Genomic DNA, 18,096 nt, shown 5'->3' with positions numbered 1-18,096 from the left:
ATGTAAGTTTTTTGTAGATATGTTCTTTTATTTTTTAGTATTCAATTCTACTAGGAATTTATGTTAATAATTATATATTCCTTATTATACAATATAGTGAACTAACTGTATCAAGTTTCATATATCTTAAATAAAAATAGCCCTCATTTATGAGGGCTATTTTTATTTAAGCGCTTCTATCTTCAGTTGTTACTGTATTTTTTCTATTGTAAATATCTTTATCGATTTTGCCAAGTGAATTACCAACAGCTATTGAAGTTACCGATGCTCCGTTTACATTTATCATTGTTCTACCCATATCTAGTATTGGATCTATTGCAAGTATTCCACCAGCTAATGGGAAATAAGCTCCAAGTCCTACTCCTGATACAACTACTGATACTGCCATTGTTGCAGTTCCTGGAAGACCAGCAATTCCTAATGAGCTTATAGTTATAACTACAAGTAGCATTACATAGAAACTTATATCTTTATCTATCCCAGCCATATTTGCAACTGTTATAGCCATTAGTGCAGGGTATATACCAGCACATCCATTCATCCCCATATTAGCACCTAAACTTGCTGTAAAACTTGCTACACCTTCTTCAACACCATGCTTTTTAACAAGTGTATCTATAGTTACAGGAAGTGTTCCTAAACTTGAACGAGATGTAAATGCAAGAAGTAGTGGTTCCGCCGCATTTTTTATATAAGTAATTGGGTTTAACCCACAAGCTGCTATTATTATTAAGTGAACAACAAATAGTATTGCTGTTGCTACATATAAAGCTACTACAAATTGTACAACAGATATCATTGAAGATAATCCTCTTGCAGTTATAGTATTTGCTAAAAGTGCAACTACAGCATATGGCATAAACTTTATAACTGTCATTGCAACACTTACTATTATCTTATAGAAAGCTTCTACTAAATCTATAAATGGCTTAACTGTATCCATATATTTTTTCTTTGTTCTGTTTGTCGCAAGCCCTAAGAATGTAGCAAATATTATTATTGCTACTATATTTCCATCTGCCATAGATAGTACTGGATTTGATGGTAATAATCCTCTTAAAGTGTCAACTAATGGAGTTATTTCTCTCATTTCTGGTGCTTCTATGCCAGTTGCTTCAAATCCAACTCCTAGTTTCATAACATTTCCTACTACTATACCTATTATTGCTGCTAAACATGTTGTCCCAAGTAGCATTCCTAAAGATTTAAATGTTAATGCTTGTAAATTGTCCCCTTCTTTCATATTTATTATAACTCTTATTATCGATACAAATACCATTGGAACTACTAACATTTTTAATAAATCCATAAATCCATACCCAAATAATCCATACCACTTACTTACTTCTTGTAACCAATCAACTTGTGATGGATCTTCAGGAAGACCTGCCACTAATTGGATTATAACCCCTAGTATAAGTCCTATTATTGTCGCATAGATTGTTCTTGTTGAGAACTTTACTTTCTTCTTTTCAAAGTGTTTAACTATGAAAAACGTCCCTATTAATAGTGCGATAAAAATAATTGTTTTGATGTTTGATATCATCAAAAACCCTGTTAAGAATGAACTCTCTCCCATTTTGTCCTCCATAATATTATTTAATTTTTATAAATTAACCAGTACGTTAATCATTTTTTAATTAACTTGGCTAATTTTTCATCTAACTTTCCAATATTAAAACTTTATAAAAATACGTTTTCATATTTAAAATCATAGTTAAATTTTTGTAAAGTATTTTCTTATTTTTACTTAATATTGTTAAGTTTTTCTCCTCTTATATAAACTATGATATATTATTAACATTCTATTGTCAATATAACTTTTAATATATTTTAAAGTTTTTTATGCTTTTTACTATATTTTTATAAGAATTAATATAATTTACCTGTATAAAACTTAATTTTAATTAGTTTTCTTACTTTTACAAATTCTTACTTTTGTCTTTTTCATACTTTATTTTTTTAACAACTCTAGAATCAATTATTCAAAATAATTATTTTTTAAATACAAAAATAAAAACTACATAATTATGTAGTTTTTTGTACCAATTTATTGTTAATCCAATCTAATATATCTTTTATAACGTCATCTTTATTGGTTTCATTTAGCATTTCATGCCTTCCACCTTCATATAATTTACAACTTACATCTTGTACTCCTAAATTTATGTATCTATCCCTTAAATTAAAAACACCTTTTCCAAACTTTCCTATTGGATCTTTATCTCCAGATAATATATATATAGGTAAATCAAGAGGAATTTTAGCCAAGTTATGTTTATCTTCTATTTCTTTTAATCCTTGTATAAAATCATAGAAAAAACCACAAGTAAATATTAATCCACAAAATGGATTATCTATATATTTTTTAACCTCTTCTTCATCCCTACTTAGCCAGTCAAATTCTGTTTTAGTATTTTTAAACTTTCTATTATTTCTACCGAATATTAAGTTATCTATAAATTTACTTCTATATAATCGTCCATGTTTTTTTATTTCTCTATTTATTATTATCTCTGCTAAATTTAATATAAATCCATGGTCTCCATTTGAACCTGATAATATAACTCCATCTATATTATGTGAATACTTCATAATATAGTTTTGACTAGCAAAAGATCCCATACTGTGCCCAAATAAATATATAGGAAGTCCTTCATTTTCATTTTTTATAATATTTGTTAATATGTTCATATCCTCAACCAAATGATAGAAGCCATTTTCCTTCGCTAAATATCCAACATTTTCAACCGTCTTAGCAGTCTTGCCATGACCTCTATGATCGTTTATATAAACTATATAACCATTTTTAGTTAAATGTTTCGCGAAATACTCATACCTACTAGCAGTTTCGTTCATACCATGTGCTATTTGAATTATACCTTTTGGCTTGTCTGTTTCCCCTTCATACTTATATACATGTATATCTAAATTATCATTTCCCTTAAAATAAAAATTTGTACACCTCATATATTCTTTCAATTCCTTCTATTCATTTTAATAATTATTATATCAAACTTTTATAATCTATAATATATTTTTTTATATAAATTTACCCAGTATTAACTTTTTATTTTTAAATAAAAAGTAACCAACCTACAATATGTGCATTGGTCACTTTACCTTTTTAATCTTTTTCTTTTTATATTTCTTCTTTTTAGGTTTTCTAATTAGATCGGCTATCATTTCATCATCAACAGTCTCTCCTATAGCATCAGCTAGGGTGTCCGTCTCTTCTAATACTTCTTCCTCCTGCTGCTGGCTTAATTCTGTTTCTCTTCCCGCTCTTATAGCTTCTTGCGTTCTTAGCATAACTAAATCTCCATTTAACATATTTATAAAAGATATTAATAAGCTTAAATCTTCCTCATTTAATTCTTCTACTATTGCATATGCTAATGTCGAAGATAGCAATACAAAGTCTGCATAAGAAAACCTATCTAATCCCAGACTTTGAGTACCTTTATTTGATTTAATTTTGGAACACTTATCAATTGCCTTTTTAATTTGTTTATTTTCTCTATTTATATTATTTTTATTATCCATAATTAAATATACTCCTTGTAAAAGTATACGAGTTATAAATATTCTATTTGAAAAATTTATATACTATATGTTATATTCTTACAGTTTTTTAAAAATTCTACTTTGTCTACTTTTTCAATAAATTACATTAGGTTGAAAAATTTTTTTAAACTAGTATAATTAGAGTTGAATTTAATTTTAGACATCTAAGGAGGAACATTTTTGAGTATTAAACATATGAGAAAACCTATAATAGCATTGTTATTGTCTTTATCATTTATGTCAAATATGACTATATCAAATGCCCAAAGCTATAAAGTATTTATAGATGCAGGCCACGGGGGAAAAGATAATGGTTCAAGCTATGGTGCTAGAATAGAAGATAATCTAAACCTTCAAATAGCGGAAAAAGTAGAAAAGCTATTAAGAGAAGAAGGCATATACGTTGAGACAACTAGGAATAAAGATGAATATGTATCTTTATCTAAAAGAACTAAAAAATCAAACTTATCTAATTCTGATTTATTTATATCAATACACCAAAATACATCAGAAAGTAAAAGTGCAAATGGTATAGAAACTTATTACTACGATAAAACCAATAAAGGTCTTGCTAATATTTTTCAATCTAATCTATTAAATTCTACTAAAGCTAATGATAGAGGTGTTAAAAAAGGTAACTTGCAAGTTTTAAGAGATAATAATAAGCCATCTATTCTTATCGAATGTGGCTTTATATCAAATGATAATGAAGGATTCAAATTGTCTACAAAAGCATATCAAGAAAAAATAGCTAATGGTATAGTTAATAGCGTCAAAGAATTTTTTAACATTAAAGGAAGTTTTTCCAATATAAAGACTGTATTAAATGACAATGTTAAAGTTAGAGCTGAGAGAGGTACTTTATTTGCACCTATTGGATATTTGCAAAAAGGAGATAAAGTTAAGATAGTAGACACTAAGCATGATTGGCACAAGATAAAATTTGGTAATACTTATGGATATGTATCCTCTGTATATGTTAAGTAAATTTTTATATTATTGTTAGATATAAAAGAGATACCTAAATTTAGGTATCTCTTTTTTATATAGCTATTTATAATATACACCCCAGAAAGTTTCTAAAACATCTTTATCTGGAGCTTTAGTATTTTTAGATATTATTATAAAAGTTATTAATGATAATACTAATGGAAGTACTATAGTATGCATTCCAAATGGTCTACTCCATACTTGACTAAATAATATATATGAGCCTATCCCGACTATAATAGATGCTATTGCACCAAATGAATTTGCTCTTTTCCAATAAAGACCTAGTATTATTGGCCATAAGAATGTAGAAATTATTCCTGCATTAGCATATAGATTTAGCCAAACTATTAGTTCTGGTGGATTAAAAGCTACTAAATATATTATAATACCAAGAAGTGCAGTACATAATATACTTATTTTTCCGCTTAAATTAGAATTAGTCTTTAAACTGGGATTTATATAATTTGAGATTAAATCATTAACTATAGAACCTGATGCTACTAACAACTGTGAATCTACTGTTGACATTATAGATGCTAGTGGTCCCGCAAGTAAGATTCCTGCTATTACCGATGGAAATAATTTAGTTGTTAATGTTGGTACTACTAAATCACCTGATTCTATACCAGTAACTAATGTTGATCCAAAAGCTCCTACTAAGTGCATTCCAAGAAGTAATATCATAGATACTATCGTTCCATATTTTATACCATCATGTAAACTCTTAGTATCTTTATAACTCATAGCTCTTTGAGATACTGATGGGATACCTACCACTGCAAATCCCACTAATATCCAAAATGATGTTACCCAAGCTATAGTCATATTTCCTGGTGTTACTCCAAATGGAGTTATCATTCCCTCATTAATAGCTGCCATATTTTGAATTATATTATTTATTCCACCACCTGCAATTATAGTACCTATAAATATAGCTATAGTTGCTATAGTCATTATTACACCTTGAATTGTATCAGATAATGTAACTGCTCTAAATCCACCTACTACAGTGTGAACTATAACTGTTATTCCAAATGCAGTTAATGCAATGTTGTAATCAAGACCTACTGAACCTTGTAAAAGTCTAGCCGCTCCTACCCACTGTGCTGCCATTGCCGCTATAAAAAATATAACTATTGATATCGACGTCATTATAACTACTATGTCTGATTTATATCTTGCTCTTAAAAAGTCTGTTATAGTCACTGCATTTATTTTTCTAGATATTATAGCAAACTTTTTTCCAAGGACCGCTAATGTAAAATATCCTGTTGGCATTTGTGCCATCGCTAAAAACACCCATCCTAGTCCTTCTTTGTAAGCAGTTCCAGGTCCACCTATAAAACTTCCTGCACTTAAATATGTAGTAACTAAAGTCATAGCAAGTACAAATCCACCTAAATCTCTTCCTCCTGTCATATATTCGTCCATAAAAGAATTATCTTTATTTGAATTTCTTGCTCTATTTACAAACTTCATAGAGTAAAAACCTACTCCAAATATAGCTATAAAGTATATAACTATAGGAATTAATACTTTGTAATTTACATTTTCCATTACTTAAACTCCTTTTTGTACATCTCTACTTCTTCTTTGCTTAAACCATCAAGTGGCATATCTTTAAAGAACTTATTTATTGTAATAACTGTAAGTATAGAAAAAAGTATTCCTCCTACTATACAGCTCATAAAAAACCATGCAGGAAAACCTAGTATATATGTATACTCTTTAACTGGTCTATTTGAAAGTCCATATCCAAATCCAAACCACCATATAAGATTTAAGAGTCCAAGAATAAGTCCCATTATAGCTTCTTTATTACACTGTTTATATCTTGGATCTTCTACTATTTTTTTATCATCCATAAATTTAATCCTTTCTATATTATTTAAATAATATAACTATTTTAACCATGTCCTATTTTATTATTTTTTGTATTATTTTGTCTAGTAAAAATTTTAAGTAAACAAAATAGCTATCATTTTGATAGCTATTTATTTAGTATTAATATTCCAAAAATTCTTTGGTATTTGTTTTTCATTTATAGGAAGTATTTCATATCCTTCTTCATTTAAATAAGTAAGTACTTCATCTAATGCTTGTACTGTTTGTTTTTTTTCGTGCATAAGTATTACTACTTCTTTTTTATTTTTAACCTGTTCTTTTACAATTTCTATTATTTTATTAGAATCATTTTTCCAATCTTGAGTATCTATATTCCAATCCCAAAGCTTATATCCTGCATCAACTAAATTTTCATATGACTTGACTGGTGTATACGGTTTGCTTCCATAAGGAAGTCTTATTATATTTGATGTCCTTCCAGTTATCTCATAAAAAGTTTCCTTATTTTTATCAAATTCTCTTTTAGCTGAATCGTAATTTTCATAAAGTTTATTTACATCATGCGAAACACTATGAAATCCTGCACTATTTCCACTTTCGACAATCTCTATTACAGCATCCTTATTTACTTTCATATTCATATCTATCATAAAAAATGTCGCATGTGCATTATGCTTTTTAAGGATTTGTAGTATGTCTTTTGTGTACTTGCTTGGACCATCATCTATCGTTATATAAGCGATTTTATTGTTTGTATTAGTAGTTTCATTTACATCATAATATATAGGTAAACAAGTATATTTATCTATATATTCTAAAGCACTTGTGTTATTTGGTATCATAGCAAATGTTAAAAGTCCTACACTTATTGCTAGTTTTAATCTTACATTTTTCATATGAGTTCCTCCTTTATAGTTATTATAAATTTATGCCTTTTAAGGAACATATTTGTATAAATTTTTACGTTTTAAACGTTTTTATAATCTTAGTATTGGTAAAAAACCTTTTTTATATCACTAAAAGATAAAACTTATTCTGTAAATATTTATGTAATAAAAATAAAAATTTACTTTAATTTATAAGTGTATCAATAAAACTCTTCACATTTTTATATTTAACATAAAATCCTTCTAATAAAAAAGTACAAGCAATACGCTTGTACTTTTTTATTAATTAGTTTTATTTTGCATATAATTATAAATTGGTAATCCTATAAGAGTTATTATTATTCCTCCTAAAGATATCATTGTTGTTTGTAAACCAGCAAAACATAGTTGGTTTATTACAACGAATAATCCACTTAATATAGCTATAGCTGGTATAAATGGATATAATGGAACTCTGTATGGTCTAAATAAATCTGGTTGATCTTTTCTAAGCTTTATAACACCTATAAATGTTAGTACGTAGAATATCCATATAGCAAATATTGATAAATCTGTTAATAAGTTGAACTGTCCTGATAATGCATATATAGCTGATAATGTTGCCATTGCTATTATTGAGTTAGCTGGAGCTTGAGATTTATTTAATTTAGTTAAAGTCTTGTATCCTGGTAGAGTTTTTTGTTCTGCTAAAGTATACATAACTCTTGGTCCTGTTAATAAGTATCCGTTAAGTGTACCAAATACTGATATTAATATACCTATTGTTATTAATTTACCACCCATTGGTCCAAACATAGCCTCTGCAACTGCTGCTGCTGGTGCTGAATAGTTAGCTAATTCACTTGCTGGAAGTACCCAAAGATATGCTAAGTTTATTACTACATAAACTCCCATAACTACTGCAAGCCCACCAACTATCGCTCTTGGTAAATCCTTACCTGGATTTTTCATTTCTCCAGCTAAAGCACCAACATTTATCCATCCATCATAGGCAAATAATACTGCTATTAATAATTGACCTATAACTCCTGCTGGGCTTATTCCATCTCCTACTAATGGTGTCATTACTGGATTTGTTCCGCTCCCTTTTATAAATCCAAATACCATTATAAGTGCTAAAGGTATTAACTTACATATAGTAGCAATTGTTTGTATAGCTCCACCAGCTTTTGATCCTAATGTATTTAACGCTGCAACAAATAATATAATACCTACTGCTATAGGAAGAGTTAAAGACTCATTTCCTATTAATGAAACTGCTTGTTGTGCAAATATAACTCCTAGTGCTGCTATTGTTGCTGGGAAGAATAATACCGTTTGCATCCACCCTGTTAAAAATCCTAGTTTCTTGCCATATATTTCTTCAATATATACCATCATACCACCAGTTTTTGGTATAGCTGCTGATACTTCAGCTGCCGTTAATCCTGCTGTTATAGTTATGATACCTGCTACTACCCATGCTATCATTCCAAGTCCTGGCTCTCCACCTGTTGTTTGATAAACAGCTTGCGGCTTAAAGAACACACCTGCACCTATAACCATACCAACAACTGTTGATAAAGCTGCAGACATCCCTAAACTTTTTTGAAGTTCTTTACTTTCCATATATGCCTCCTTATTTATTAAGTTTTCTATAATTTCATTATAATATTTTTTGAAATACTTTCAATACATTTTTTTATTTTTTTCGACAACGTTTTTCTAAATTATGTATTTTTAGAAAATTTTTTTAAGATTACTTTAATTTTTATATTTTTATTTATTATATAAATTTTCTGTTATTTTTTATATTTCAGCTATTTAGCCAAATTAACTTTGTATACTTAAATTTAAATATGAATTTTTTTCTTTACAAAGATAATCTATTTAATCTTGTAATTATTTTTTTCAATAAAAAATCTTTTTGAAAAAAACTTAGTTTTTTTGTTTTTTGTGCAAACATTTTCTTGAAGTTAATTTGCAATAATTTAGACAAAAAAAATAGAACTTCTAAAGTTCTATTTTTTTACTTTGTGTATTTTAAGTTTTCTATTATTTTTGTGTGTTTTTATTCGTAATTTATTATGCTGCCCTTTTTATATCTTTTTCCTTTTGATTCTTCTTCATCATATAATTATATATAGGCAAACCTATAAGAGTTACTACAACTCCTCCTAATGACATCATTGTATTTTTAGGTCCTGCAAATAATAATTGGTTTATTACTACAAATAATCCACCAGCTATTGCTATTAAAGGTATTACCGGATAAAACGGAACTTTATATGGTCTATGTAAGTTTGGCATAGTTTTTCTCATTTTTATAACTCCTACAAACGTTAACACATAAAATGACCAGATAGCAAACATTGATAAGTCACTTAGTAAGTTAAATTGTCCAGATAATGCATAAAGCGCTGATAAAGAAGCCATCACCATAGTTGCATTTGCTGGTACATCATATTTATTTAATTTACCTAAAAATTCAGGTAATGTTTTTTGTTGTCCTAATGTGTATATTATTCTAGGTCCTGTAAGTAGATATCCATTTATACATCCAAATACAGATATTAATATACCCATAGTTATTATTTTACCACCAATAGGTCCAAATATTTCTGTTGCAACAGCAGATGCTGGTGATGCATATTTAGCTAATTCACTTGCTGGAAGTACCCAAAGATACGCTAAGTTTATTACTACATAAACCGCCATAACTAAAGATAATCCACCTATTATTGCCTTTGGTAAATCTTTTCCCGGATCTTTCATTTCCCCCGCTAAAGTACCGACATTTATCCATCCATCATAAGCAAATAATATAGCAACTAATAATTGTCCTATTACACTAGTTGCACTTATTCCCTCTCCTACTAATGGAGTAGTTATTGAATTATTCCCTGATCCACTTATAAATCCAAATACCATTATAAGTACTAAAGGTATTAATTTACACACTGTAGATATTGTTTGTATTGCTCCACTAGTTTTAGAACCTAATGTATTAAGTCCACCAACTAATAATATTACCCCAACTGTCATAGGTATTACTAAATTTTCATTTCCAAGGAGTATCGCTGATTGTTGCCCAAACATAACTGATATTGCAGCTATTGTTGCTGGGAAAAATAATACTGATTGCATCCATCCTGTTAAAAATCCTAATTTTTCACCATATATTTCTTCTATATATACCATCATACCGCCTGTTTTTGGTATAGCAGCTGAAACCTCTGCTGCAGTAAGACCTGCTGTTATTGTCATGATACCTGCTATTACCCAAGCTATCATTCCAAGTCCTGGCTCTCCACCAGTTAATTCATACACTGCTTGAGGCTTAAAAAATACTCCCCCACCTATAACCATACCAACTACTGTTGATAAAGCTGCAGCTGCCCCAAGATTTTTTTGAAGTTGCTTATCTTGCATATTCATATTCCTTTCTTCACCAAGTTTTGTCATAAGTTGTCGCATTTATAATTATAATATAAGTATAATTTTTTTCAATACAAAAATTTTTAATTTTAAAAAGTTTCAATTTCTAACTTTTTAAAATTCAAACTATCATTTTTCCTCAATTTGATTCATTATTTCCTCAAAAAAATCCACCTAATTTTATAGGTAGATTTTCTAATAATTTTATTTTCCTGTTATATGTTCTATTGTAATTCTTATTACATTAGTGACATTTTTTCATTTAAAATATATTCTATTTCTTCTTTAAAAAAGTCTTTGCTATACTTTTCTATTAATTTTATAAGTGCCCTTCTCCTTCCTTACCGTCTACTTTACATGCTATACCAAATCCTATTACTCTTTCATAATTTGTAGAAAATTTACTTGGCAAAATATTTGTATATCCCACTACACTAAAATATACTTTTCATTGCTTTTTATATTTTCTATCTTATGACCACTCTTAGCACTATGTAAATATATAAAATTATTATGATAAATATATCTTAAATGAAGACTATATGGATACCCATTCTCACTTATAATTGCTAGTGTCATATACTCCCCTTTGTCTAGTATTTTTTATTCGATCTACATCTAATTTTCTTTTTGTTTTCTCATTGATTTAAACAGCTTTTCCTCCATGTATATTTACTATTATTTTTATAAATTTTAGCATACCTTAGCCTTAGTAGTAAAAATTTCAATAAAAATAGGACATCTAAAAGATATCCTATTTTTATTGAAATTTTTAATTATTAATTTTTTCAATGTAATTACAGTTTGCATCTATATGATTTAAAAAAATAAGTAATCTTTCATATAGAGGATGTGATTTTTCTCCATACTTTAATTCTAGCTCTTTACCAATTTCTTTTACAGTTTTTTTCCCGTCAATATTAGAAAATACAAAGCTGCCATATTCATCTAGTTCAGTCTTTTTATACATTGGAATTTTAAACTTTAATTTTCTAAAAAACTGTTGAATTTTATGATCTTGTTTTTCAAGTATCGTTACAACACCTTCATTTACTTCATAATCTATTTTATCATTTATTTTAAATACAATATTTAAAATATCTTCATTAGTTTTCATTGTTTTTTACCTTAGAGCTTACAATTGGCCATGTAGTAAGTACAACTAATACTAAAAGAAGTATAATAGCCATCATATTTGAAGCTGCAAACCCACTAGGACCAGCACCTTTTATAACACCTGTTACTTGTAATATTATACCGACTAATCCTATTATAGAACCACCAGCAACAAGCCCTGATGATAAACTTATACCATTAGCAACTTTGACCTCTTTTTCTTTATCACTTCTTGAAGTTTTTTCAACAAATACACGTATTAAAGCTCCTACTAATATTATAGAAGTTGTTGCAATTGGTAAGTAAAATCCTATAGCAACTGTCATTATAGGTAGATTTAAGAAGTATAAAACTATAGCCATAACTACACCAACTATTACCATAACCCAAGGTAATTGACCAGACATAATTCCTGATGTTAATGTTGATATTAAGTTAGCTTGAGGTAATGCAAATGGAGGATTATCTCCTGTTACTACTAATTGATTTGCAAGTAGTAATGTAGTTCCTACAACTACTATTACACCTACTATACCAGCTATTGCAAAATATTTTTGCATTTCATTTTTGCTACCACCTATTATATAAGTTACCTTTTGAGATTGGCTATATCCTCCAGCTATAGATATAGAAACAACTATAAATGTACCAAATAATAATAGTGATTTATTATCTGCTAAATCAGTCCATCCCATTATAACAAATACTAATGTCGCTATAACTAAAGATGCTATTGTCATACCAGATACAGGAAGATTTGATGTACCTATAGTCCCTGTTAAACGTCCAGCAACTATAACAAATAATCCTGCTAATAATAAAGATACTACTACACCAATAATTGTCATTACTATACCATTTGATATAAAGAATGCTCCTACAACTGCTGCTACAATTCCGCCTAATAGTATAATACTTTGTAATGCGCTACCATCTTCACCGTCAACAGATGTTGATGATTTTGCTTTCATAGTTTCTTTTACAGATGCTATTATAGTTGGTATTAATTTAACTGCACCTATTATACCTCCACAAAGCATCATACCAGCCCCTATGTATTTTACATAGTTACCAGCTATATCATTTACACCCATTTGGTTTATCGCCATTGTAGGATCATTCCATACCTTAGCACCTTCTCTTGCCATATCAGTAAAGTATCCTATTAGAGGCATAATACCAAAATGAGATAATAAAGAACCTGCAAACATTGTAAGTGCAACTTCAAGTCCTACTATAAATCCTATCCCTAAAAGAAGAGGATTAACTTCTACTTCAAATTTACATTTATAAAACTTATTTCCAATAAAGCTTATAACATTATTGGCTACGTTTAAAAATGAACCTGTTAATACAGTTATAAGTCCACTTATACCAAATCCCATACCCATATACTTCATTGAATCTCCACCAGCATCTGAAGCAACTAATGTTTCAGATATAGCCATTGATTCTGGGTACATAAGCTTACCATGTTCTTCAATTATTAAATAATTGTACACAAGTGATGCAATTCCAATACCAAATAAAACTCCACCTACTCCAACTATAAATCCTTCTAAAAATGTAACTTGACTACCTATTAATAAAATAGCAGGTAATACGAAAATCATACCACTTGCAACTGATTCACCACCACTTGCCATACCTTGTACAATATTTTTACCAAGAATACCTTTTCCTTTTGCGAATGCTGCTATAAACGCTGAACCTATAATAGAACCTGGAATACCTGCGGCAACTGTAAGACCAGCTTTCATTCCTGAATATGCTGTTGATGCTGCAAATATTACGGCTAAAATAATACCTATTATCAGTACTGCCATATTTGCACCAGTCTTCGATTTGTCTGTTATGTAAGGAACATAGTCTTTACCTGATACTCCTCCATAAGCACCTTTAGATAATTTTTTATTATCCATTGAGATTCACCTTCCCTTTATTTAATTTTCTTTATTATATCATACTATTTCGAATTCTAACTTTTTTACACAATTTTAATTTAATTATGAACATTTATAATTTTTACTATATTTTACCTATTAAGTATTTTGTATAACAGCTCTCTTAAGTTAGATATTATTATATGGTTATTTTGCACTATTTTTCAATATATATTAGTCTATATTATTAATTTAAATATAAACTATATTATTTACCATATATCAACTTTATTTTAACAATTTACATATACGCAATGATTAGATTAAAAGCATATAGATATGAACTGTGTTTTTTCCCATCATAGTCTTTGATATTATGAGAATATATAAAGAGCTTGGTAGGTAAGTTATAACGATTAGTTCTAATTTTCATAAAGAGAGGATTTTTGTAGATTTTTTGGTATAGTGCATAAATATCTATGCACTATATTTTTCTATTTATAAAAATTTATTAAATTTTATTTTTGTCTAATAGAAAGCCAGTTATTGAATAAGATATAAATAAGGAATTGATAAATGTTACAACCAATCTACCAATACCTATAAAAGCACCTGTTTTAACAAAAATAAATATGGAAACAATCATAGTAATTATGAATACTAATACAAGACTTAAGTATATCTTAAATTTGTTTATCTTAAGATAAAAAATATTTTTACCTTTAATAGTATAAAGATATATAAATATAACTAAAAGCCTATCATTGTACTACCATGTTGGATTATTTTATAAATTGGAATAGACATATTAAATATATTAATGCTATCTCTTAAAAAAGCTATATTGTTAACAAAAAATCCACTAATATGAGTAAAACTATCCCAAAGTACATGAGTTATCATACCTATTAAACATGATATTACAAACTTTAATATTTCTTTTTTATTAGATAATGTGTTTTTTAATTTAGTAAGGTGTATATATTTATTTGATATAAAATTAGGCATACTTAATATAAGTGCTTTTTGTATATATTTGTAAAATACATAATTTATTAAAAAGCACATTGGAAGATTAAAAAAGAAAAATCCTAAAAATTCATGACCTATATTGCTACTTGGACTAAATAGTACAAAGTATATAAAATCAGGTGCCATAGATCCTAGTATTAATCCACTAAAATTAAAGTACTTATTTTTAAATGGAATTACTATAGCAGGATGAGAAAATGTAAATGGCATATTATAAATTCCTTTCTAATATTAATTAAAAAAATATTATATCATAAATTAATATTAGAAATACATATAGTTATTTTTTTATATATTTTATTATATCTATAAAAATTCTAGGTAATAAAAGATATATTATTTTAATATGTTTCTATAATTCACTTAATAATACAAAAAAATCTAACCTATAAAATCAAGTTAGACTTTTTGTTAATTATTTTTACTCTACATTAATTTATTTATTAAATCTCTATGTGGAGATGCTATAGAAGATGTACTTGTTATCTCCCCACTTTCTTGTAATTCATTTGTACAAGATTTTATAGCAGAATTTATAGATGCTATATCTCCACACATTACTATAAATCCCTTTCCACCAAGGCCTCTTGCAAGTCTTATTTCTATTAATTCAATATTAGATGATTTAAGAGCTATATCTCCAGCTTTTATAGCTGTTAGTGCTGATATTGTTTCTATACATCCAATAGATTTAATATTTACTGGTTCTATAGTACCTGTTAAGGCTGGTATTACATCTTCATGTATATTATTTATCACATGACTTTCAATTAAAAATATTCCTGCTTTATCTTTACCTGCTTTTATAGCATTTTCTACTGAACCTACGTTCCCACTCACTATTATCACATATTTTCCCGGACAAATTGGATTAGCTAATATTAATTCTACATTTGCTGTTTTTAGCATTGTATCTGCAACTTCTATCCCTATGGGAATACTTTTTAATTCCACAAGTCCAATTGATTTTTTCATATTGTGTCCCCCTAATTCTTATCATGTTTGCTAATATGTTTTATCTAAATTATATTTATCTATAATTCAAATATGTAAAATTTTAAAAATTATTGTTTAGTTTTAATTAAAATATGAAGTTTATTATAAATGTACATATAAATATTGAGAATGCCGGTGGATCTATATGAGAGTCACAATTACTATTAAGTGTATTAGCTCCGAAATCTCCAATTAAACAACTTATAATTCCAAACAATACTCCAAATATGGGATTTCCTGAAACAACAGCTGCAAGTGCTGATATTAATGTTATATGATGTGTTGCTGGTGTAGCCGAGCCTGTTTGTGTAAATATTAAAGAAAGTGCACTTATTCCAAAACATAGTGTTGGGAATAATGATATTACCTCTGGAGCTACTTCAAAGGTATTGGAAAGTGATGCTGCCACATAAGAAACTACTATTCCTAATGATGCACCTAATACTATATTATATCCAAGCATTTTTTCGGTAGATAAGTATTTTCTTTTTTTATTTTTATCATATTTACCAAATAGTCCACTATTTCCAAGAGTTAGCCTTGCTATTACACCCAGTGTAAAAACTGTCATACCTGGAGTATCTGTTGGAAGTACTAGAACTGATGCATATAAATAATTTATTAAAAAACCTAATATCCCAAATATCCCACCAACTAACAAAACTTTATAGTCTCCTGTTAGGTTTAAGGATAAACCTATTGATGTTCCACTTTCTACTTCATCACTACCTAAGATTTTTTCTCCAGTTGATGTTACTTTAGATGTACTTGTGCTTCTTTTGTTTGCTGCATATGCTGCTGCAACCCCACCTGCAAATGCTATATGAGGTCCCAAAAAAGAACCAAAAGCTACATTTCCAACAACTAAATCTGATCCACCTGCCATCCCTATAGCTGCACCTGCTATCGCTATCACACCTGTAAGTATAAATGCTGGTAATGCTCCTATTAAAGCTCCAAATGCTCCTCCTCCAAAAGCTGCTACCATTGCAAATATATCCATGTTACTCCTCCTAATAAAAATTTAGCTTTCTATTAATACATACTTATCATTTACTTCTTTTACTAATCCTTCTATACTTGAATGAATTGATGTTCCTAATTTATCTTCTTTTGTAAATGCAATTAGCTGTCCTTTAAGAACTTTATCTCCTTTTTTTACAATAGGTGTTGCACTTATTCCTATATGCTGATTTAAAAGTATTTTTACCTTTGTAAAATTCTTATAAATATTTGTTATTTCTGCGTTTTTATCATACTTCGAAAGATCTAACTTAGATATTAATTTACTTACTGGATATCTTTTATATTCTCTAAATGGATGTACATCTATTGGTGTATTGTTATTATCGTTTTTTATATTTTTTGCTGACATTTGTTTTTTTAGATTTGAATGTAATTTCCAAGGTTGTAAATTCATAATACAAGCATATTCACATAACCTACATTCACAGCATAAAAATGCTGTTGTTAAACTAGATTTGGTATCGCAAATACTTGAATAACTTGCTATTCTTATTAGTTTATGTGGATTTATATTATGACCCAATAAATTTCTAGGGCATATTTCACTACATAAACTACAATGCATACAAGAAGTTTTAGCTTCTTTTAATGTTTGAGATATATTTTTATTTATAGATTTAACTAGACTATGTTCTTTAGGTAATACTATAAGACCTTTAGTTGTTTTTGTAATTACATCATCTAATGAAACTATTTTACCCATCATAGGTCCACCATTTATAACAACAAATTCATCTAAATTACTCCCTCCTGCTAAATCTATAACTTCTTTTATGGATATACCTATAGGAACATTAACTGTTATTTTTTCTTTAACATCTCCAGTTACAGTTACATATTTATTAGTAACTTTTAAATCATTGTAATAAGCTTCATATATATTTAATAAAGTCTCTACGTTTAATACTACAGCTCCTACACTAAGTGGAATTGAACCTTCTGGTATTATTTTTTTAATAGTTTCATACACTAATACCTGTTCATCTCCTGCTGGATAAAAATTAGGCATTTTATGCATTTTTATATTTTCATACTCATTAATTATAGTTTCTATATTTTCTATGGCTTTTTTATACTTAGATTTTAATCCAATTATTGCAACTTTAGCGCCAATATATTTTTTAACTAAATCTATAGCGTCTAAAAGTTTTCTAGATTCTTTAGCCATAAGTTGTTGGTCTACTCTTAAAAGAGGTTCACATTCAGCACCATTTATTATTAGATAATCTGCCTTTGCATTTAATTTTACATGAGTTGGAAATCCAGCTCCACCAGCACCTACTATACCAGCGTCTTTAATAATGCTTGTTAAATCTTTTTCCATAGTCTCACCT

Annotated in this window: 16 protein-coding genes; 1 reads left to right on the top strand and 15 read right to left on the bottom strand. The window is 28.3% G+C overall.

Features of this window, described 5'->3' with window-relative positions; all coding sequences use genetic code 11:
• Window positions 1-166 precede the first annotated feature (166 nt).
• The 3 genes from ABCP60_RS04030 to ABCP60_RS04020 form a co-directional block, all read right to left on the bottom strand.
• Window positions 167-1,579: a cation:dicarboxylase symporter family transporter gene (locus tag ABCP60_RS04030; RefSeq protein ID WP_240275840.1), complete on the bottom strand. Its 1,413-nt coding sequence runs from the start codon at window positions 1,577-1,579 to the stop codon at window positions 167-169.
• Between the two features lie 449 nt (window positions 1,580-2,028).
• Complete coding sequence (locus ABCP60_RS04025) at window positions 2,029-2,970, bottom strand: alpha/beta hydrolase (RefSeq protein ID WP_343101308.1); 942 nt, start codon at window positions 2,968-2,970, stop codon at window positions 2,029-2,031.
• Between the two features lie 144 nt (window positions 2,971-3,114).
• Window positions 3,115-3,546: a hypothetical protein gene (locus ABCP60_RS04020; RefSeq protein WP_166505368.1), complete on the bottom strand. Its 432-nt coding sequence runs from the start codon at window positions 3,544-3,546 to the stop codon at window positions 3,115-3,117.
• A 201-nt stretch (window positions 3,547-3,747) separates the two neighbouring features.
• Between ABCP60_RS04020 and ABCP60_RS04015 the strand changes: the two genes are divergently transcribed.
• On the top strand, window positions 3,748-4,554 hold the full coding sequence (locus ABCP60_RS04015) for an N-acetylmuramoyl-L-alanine amidase (RefSeq protein WP_166505367.1): 807 nt from the start codon (window positions 3,748-3,750) through the stop codon (window positions 4,552-4,554).
• 63 nt (window positions 4,555-4,617) lie between these two features.
• On the opposite strand, the gene panF is transcribed toward ABCP60_RS04015, so the two are convergent.
• The 12 genes from panF to ABCP60_RS03955 form a co-directional block, all read right to left on the bottom strand.
• Window positions 4,618-6,117 (bottom strand): sodium/pantothenate symporter, encoded by a 1,500-nt coding sequence (gene panF / locus ABCP60_RS04010; RefSeq protein ID WP_092925955.1) that lies wholly within the window; start codon window positions 6,115-6,117, stop codon window positions 4,618-4,620.
• Window positions 6,117-6,425, bottom strand: a complete 309-nt coding sequence (locus ABCP60_RS04005; RefSeq protein WP_092925957.1) for a YhdT family protein — start codon at window positions 6,423-6,425, stop codon at window positions 6,117-6,119. Before ABCP60_RS04005 ends, panF begins: the two co-directional genes overlap by 1 nt.
• Before the next feature lie 129 nt (window positions 6,426-6,554).
• Entirely contained in the window at window positions 6,555-7,301 is a 747-nt protein-coding gene (locus ABCP60_RS04000) for a polysaccharide deacetylase family protein (RefSeq protein ID WP_343101307.1), read from the bottom strand.
• Window positions 7,302-7,574: 273 nt separating this feature from the next.
• Entirely contained in the window at window positions 7,575-8,900 is a 1,326-nt protein-coding gene (locus ABCP60_RS03995) for an amino acid permease (RefSeq protein ID WP_092925961.1), read from the bottom strand.
• A 456-nt stretch (window positions 8,901-9,356) separates the two neighbouring features.
• The gene (locus ABCP60_RS03990) at window positions 9,357-10,703 is read right to left on the bottom strand and encodes an amino acid permease (RefSeq protein WP_092927479.1); all 1,347 of its coding nucleotides are present in this window, start codon (window positions 10,701-10,703) and stop codon (window positions 9,357-9,359) included.
• Between the two features lie 435 nt (window positions 10,704-11,138).
• A complete protein-coding gene (locus ABCP60_RS03985; RefSeq protein ID WP_343101437.1) occupies window positions 11,139-11,309 on the bottom strand; it encodes a pyridoxamine 5'-phosphate oxidase family protein in 171 nt (56 codons plus the stop codon).
• 172 nt (window positions 11,310-11,481) lie between these two features.
• Window positions 11,482-11,826: a PqqD family protein gene (locus ABCP60_RS03980; RefSeq protein WP_092925963.1), complete on the bottom strand. Its 345-nt coding sequence runs from the start codon at window positions 11,824-11,826 to the stop codon at window positions 11,482-11,484.
• Window positions 11,816-13,747 carry an oligopeptide transporter, OPT family gene (locus ABCP60_RS03975; protein ID WP_092925965.1) on the bottom strand — a complete coding sequence of 644 codons (1,932 nt, stop codon included), beginning with the start codon at window positions 13,745-13,747 and terminating at the stop codon, window positions 11,816-11,818. Before ABCP60_RS03975 ends, ABCP60_RS03980 begins: the two co-directional genes overlap by 11 nt.
• Before the next feature lie 711 nt (window positions 13,748-14,458).
• Window positions 14,459-14,950 carry a DUF4184 family protein gene (locus ABCP60_RS03970; protein ID WP_343101306.1) on the bottom strand — a complete coding sequence of 164 codons (492 nt, stop codon included), beginning with the start codon at window positions 14,948-14,950 and terminating at the stop codon, window positions 14,459-14,461.
• A gap of 216 nt (window positions 14,951-15,166) precedes the next feature.
• Complete coding sequence (locus tag ABCP60_RS03965) at window positions 15,167-15,715, bottom strand: BMC domain-containing protein (RefSeq protein WP_092925969.1); 549 nt, start codon at window positions 15,713-15,715, stop codon at window positions 15,167-15,169.
• A 106-nt stretch (window positions 15,716-15,821) separates the two neighbouring features.
• Window positions 15,822-16,739 carry a hypothetical protein gene (locus tag ABCP60_RS03960; RefSeq protein ID WP_343101305.1) on the bottom strand — a complete coding sequence of 306 codons (918 nt, stop codon included), beginning with the start codon at window positions 16,737-16,739 and terminating at the stop codon, window positions 15,822-15,824.
• A 21-nt stretch (window positions 16,740-16,760) separates the two neighbouring features.
• Window positions 16,761-18,086, bottom strand: a complete 1,326-nt coding sequence (locus ABCP60_RS03955; RefSeq protein WP_092925973.1) for a 4Fe-4S dicluster domain-containing protein — start codon at window positions 18,084-18,086, stop codon at window positions 16,761-16,763.
• Window positions 18,087-18,096: the final 10 nt, after the last annotated feature.

It is taken from the genome of Romboutsia sp. MSSM.1001216sp_RTP31141st1_G3_RTP31141_220114 (assembly GCF_039031195.1).
Lineage (GTDB): Bacteria > Bacillota > Clostridia > Peptostreptococcales > Peptostreptococcaceae > Romboutsia_C > Romboutsia_C hominis.
Note: the sequence above shows the minus strand (reverse complement) of the source record. Positions and strands in the feature narration are given on the sequence as shown.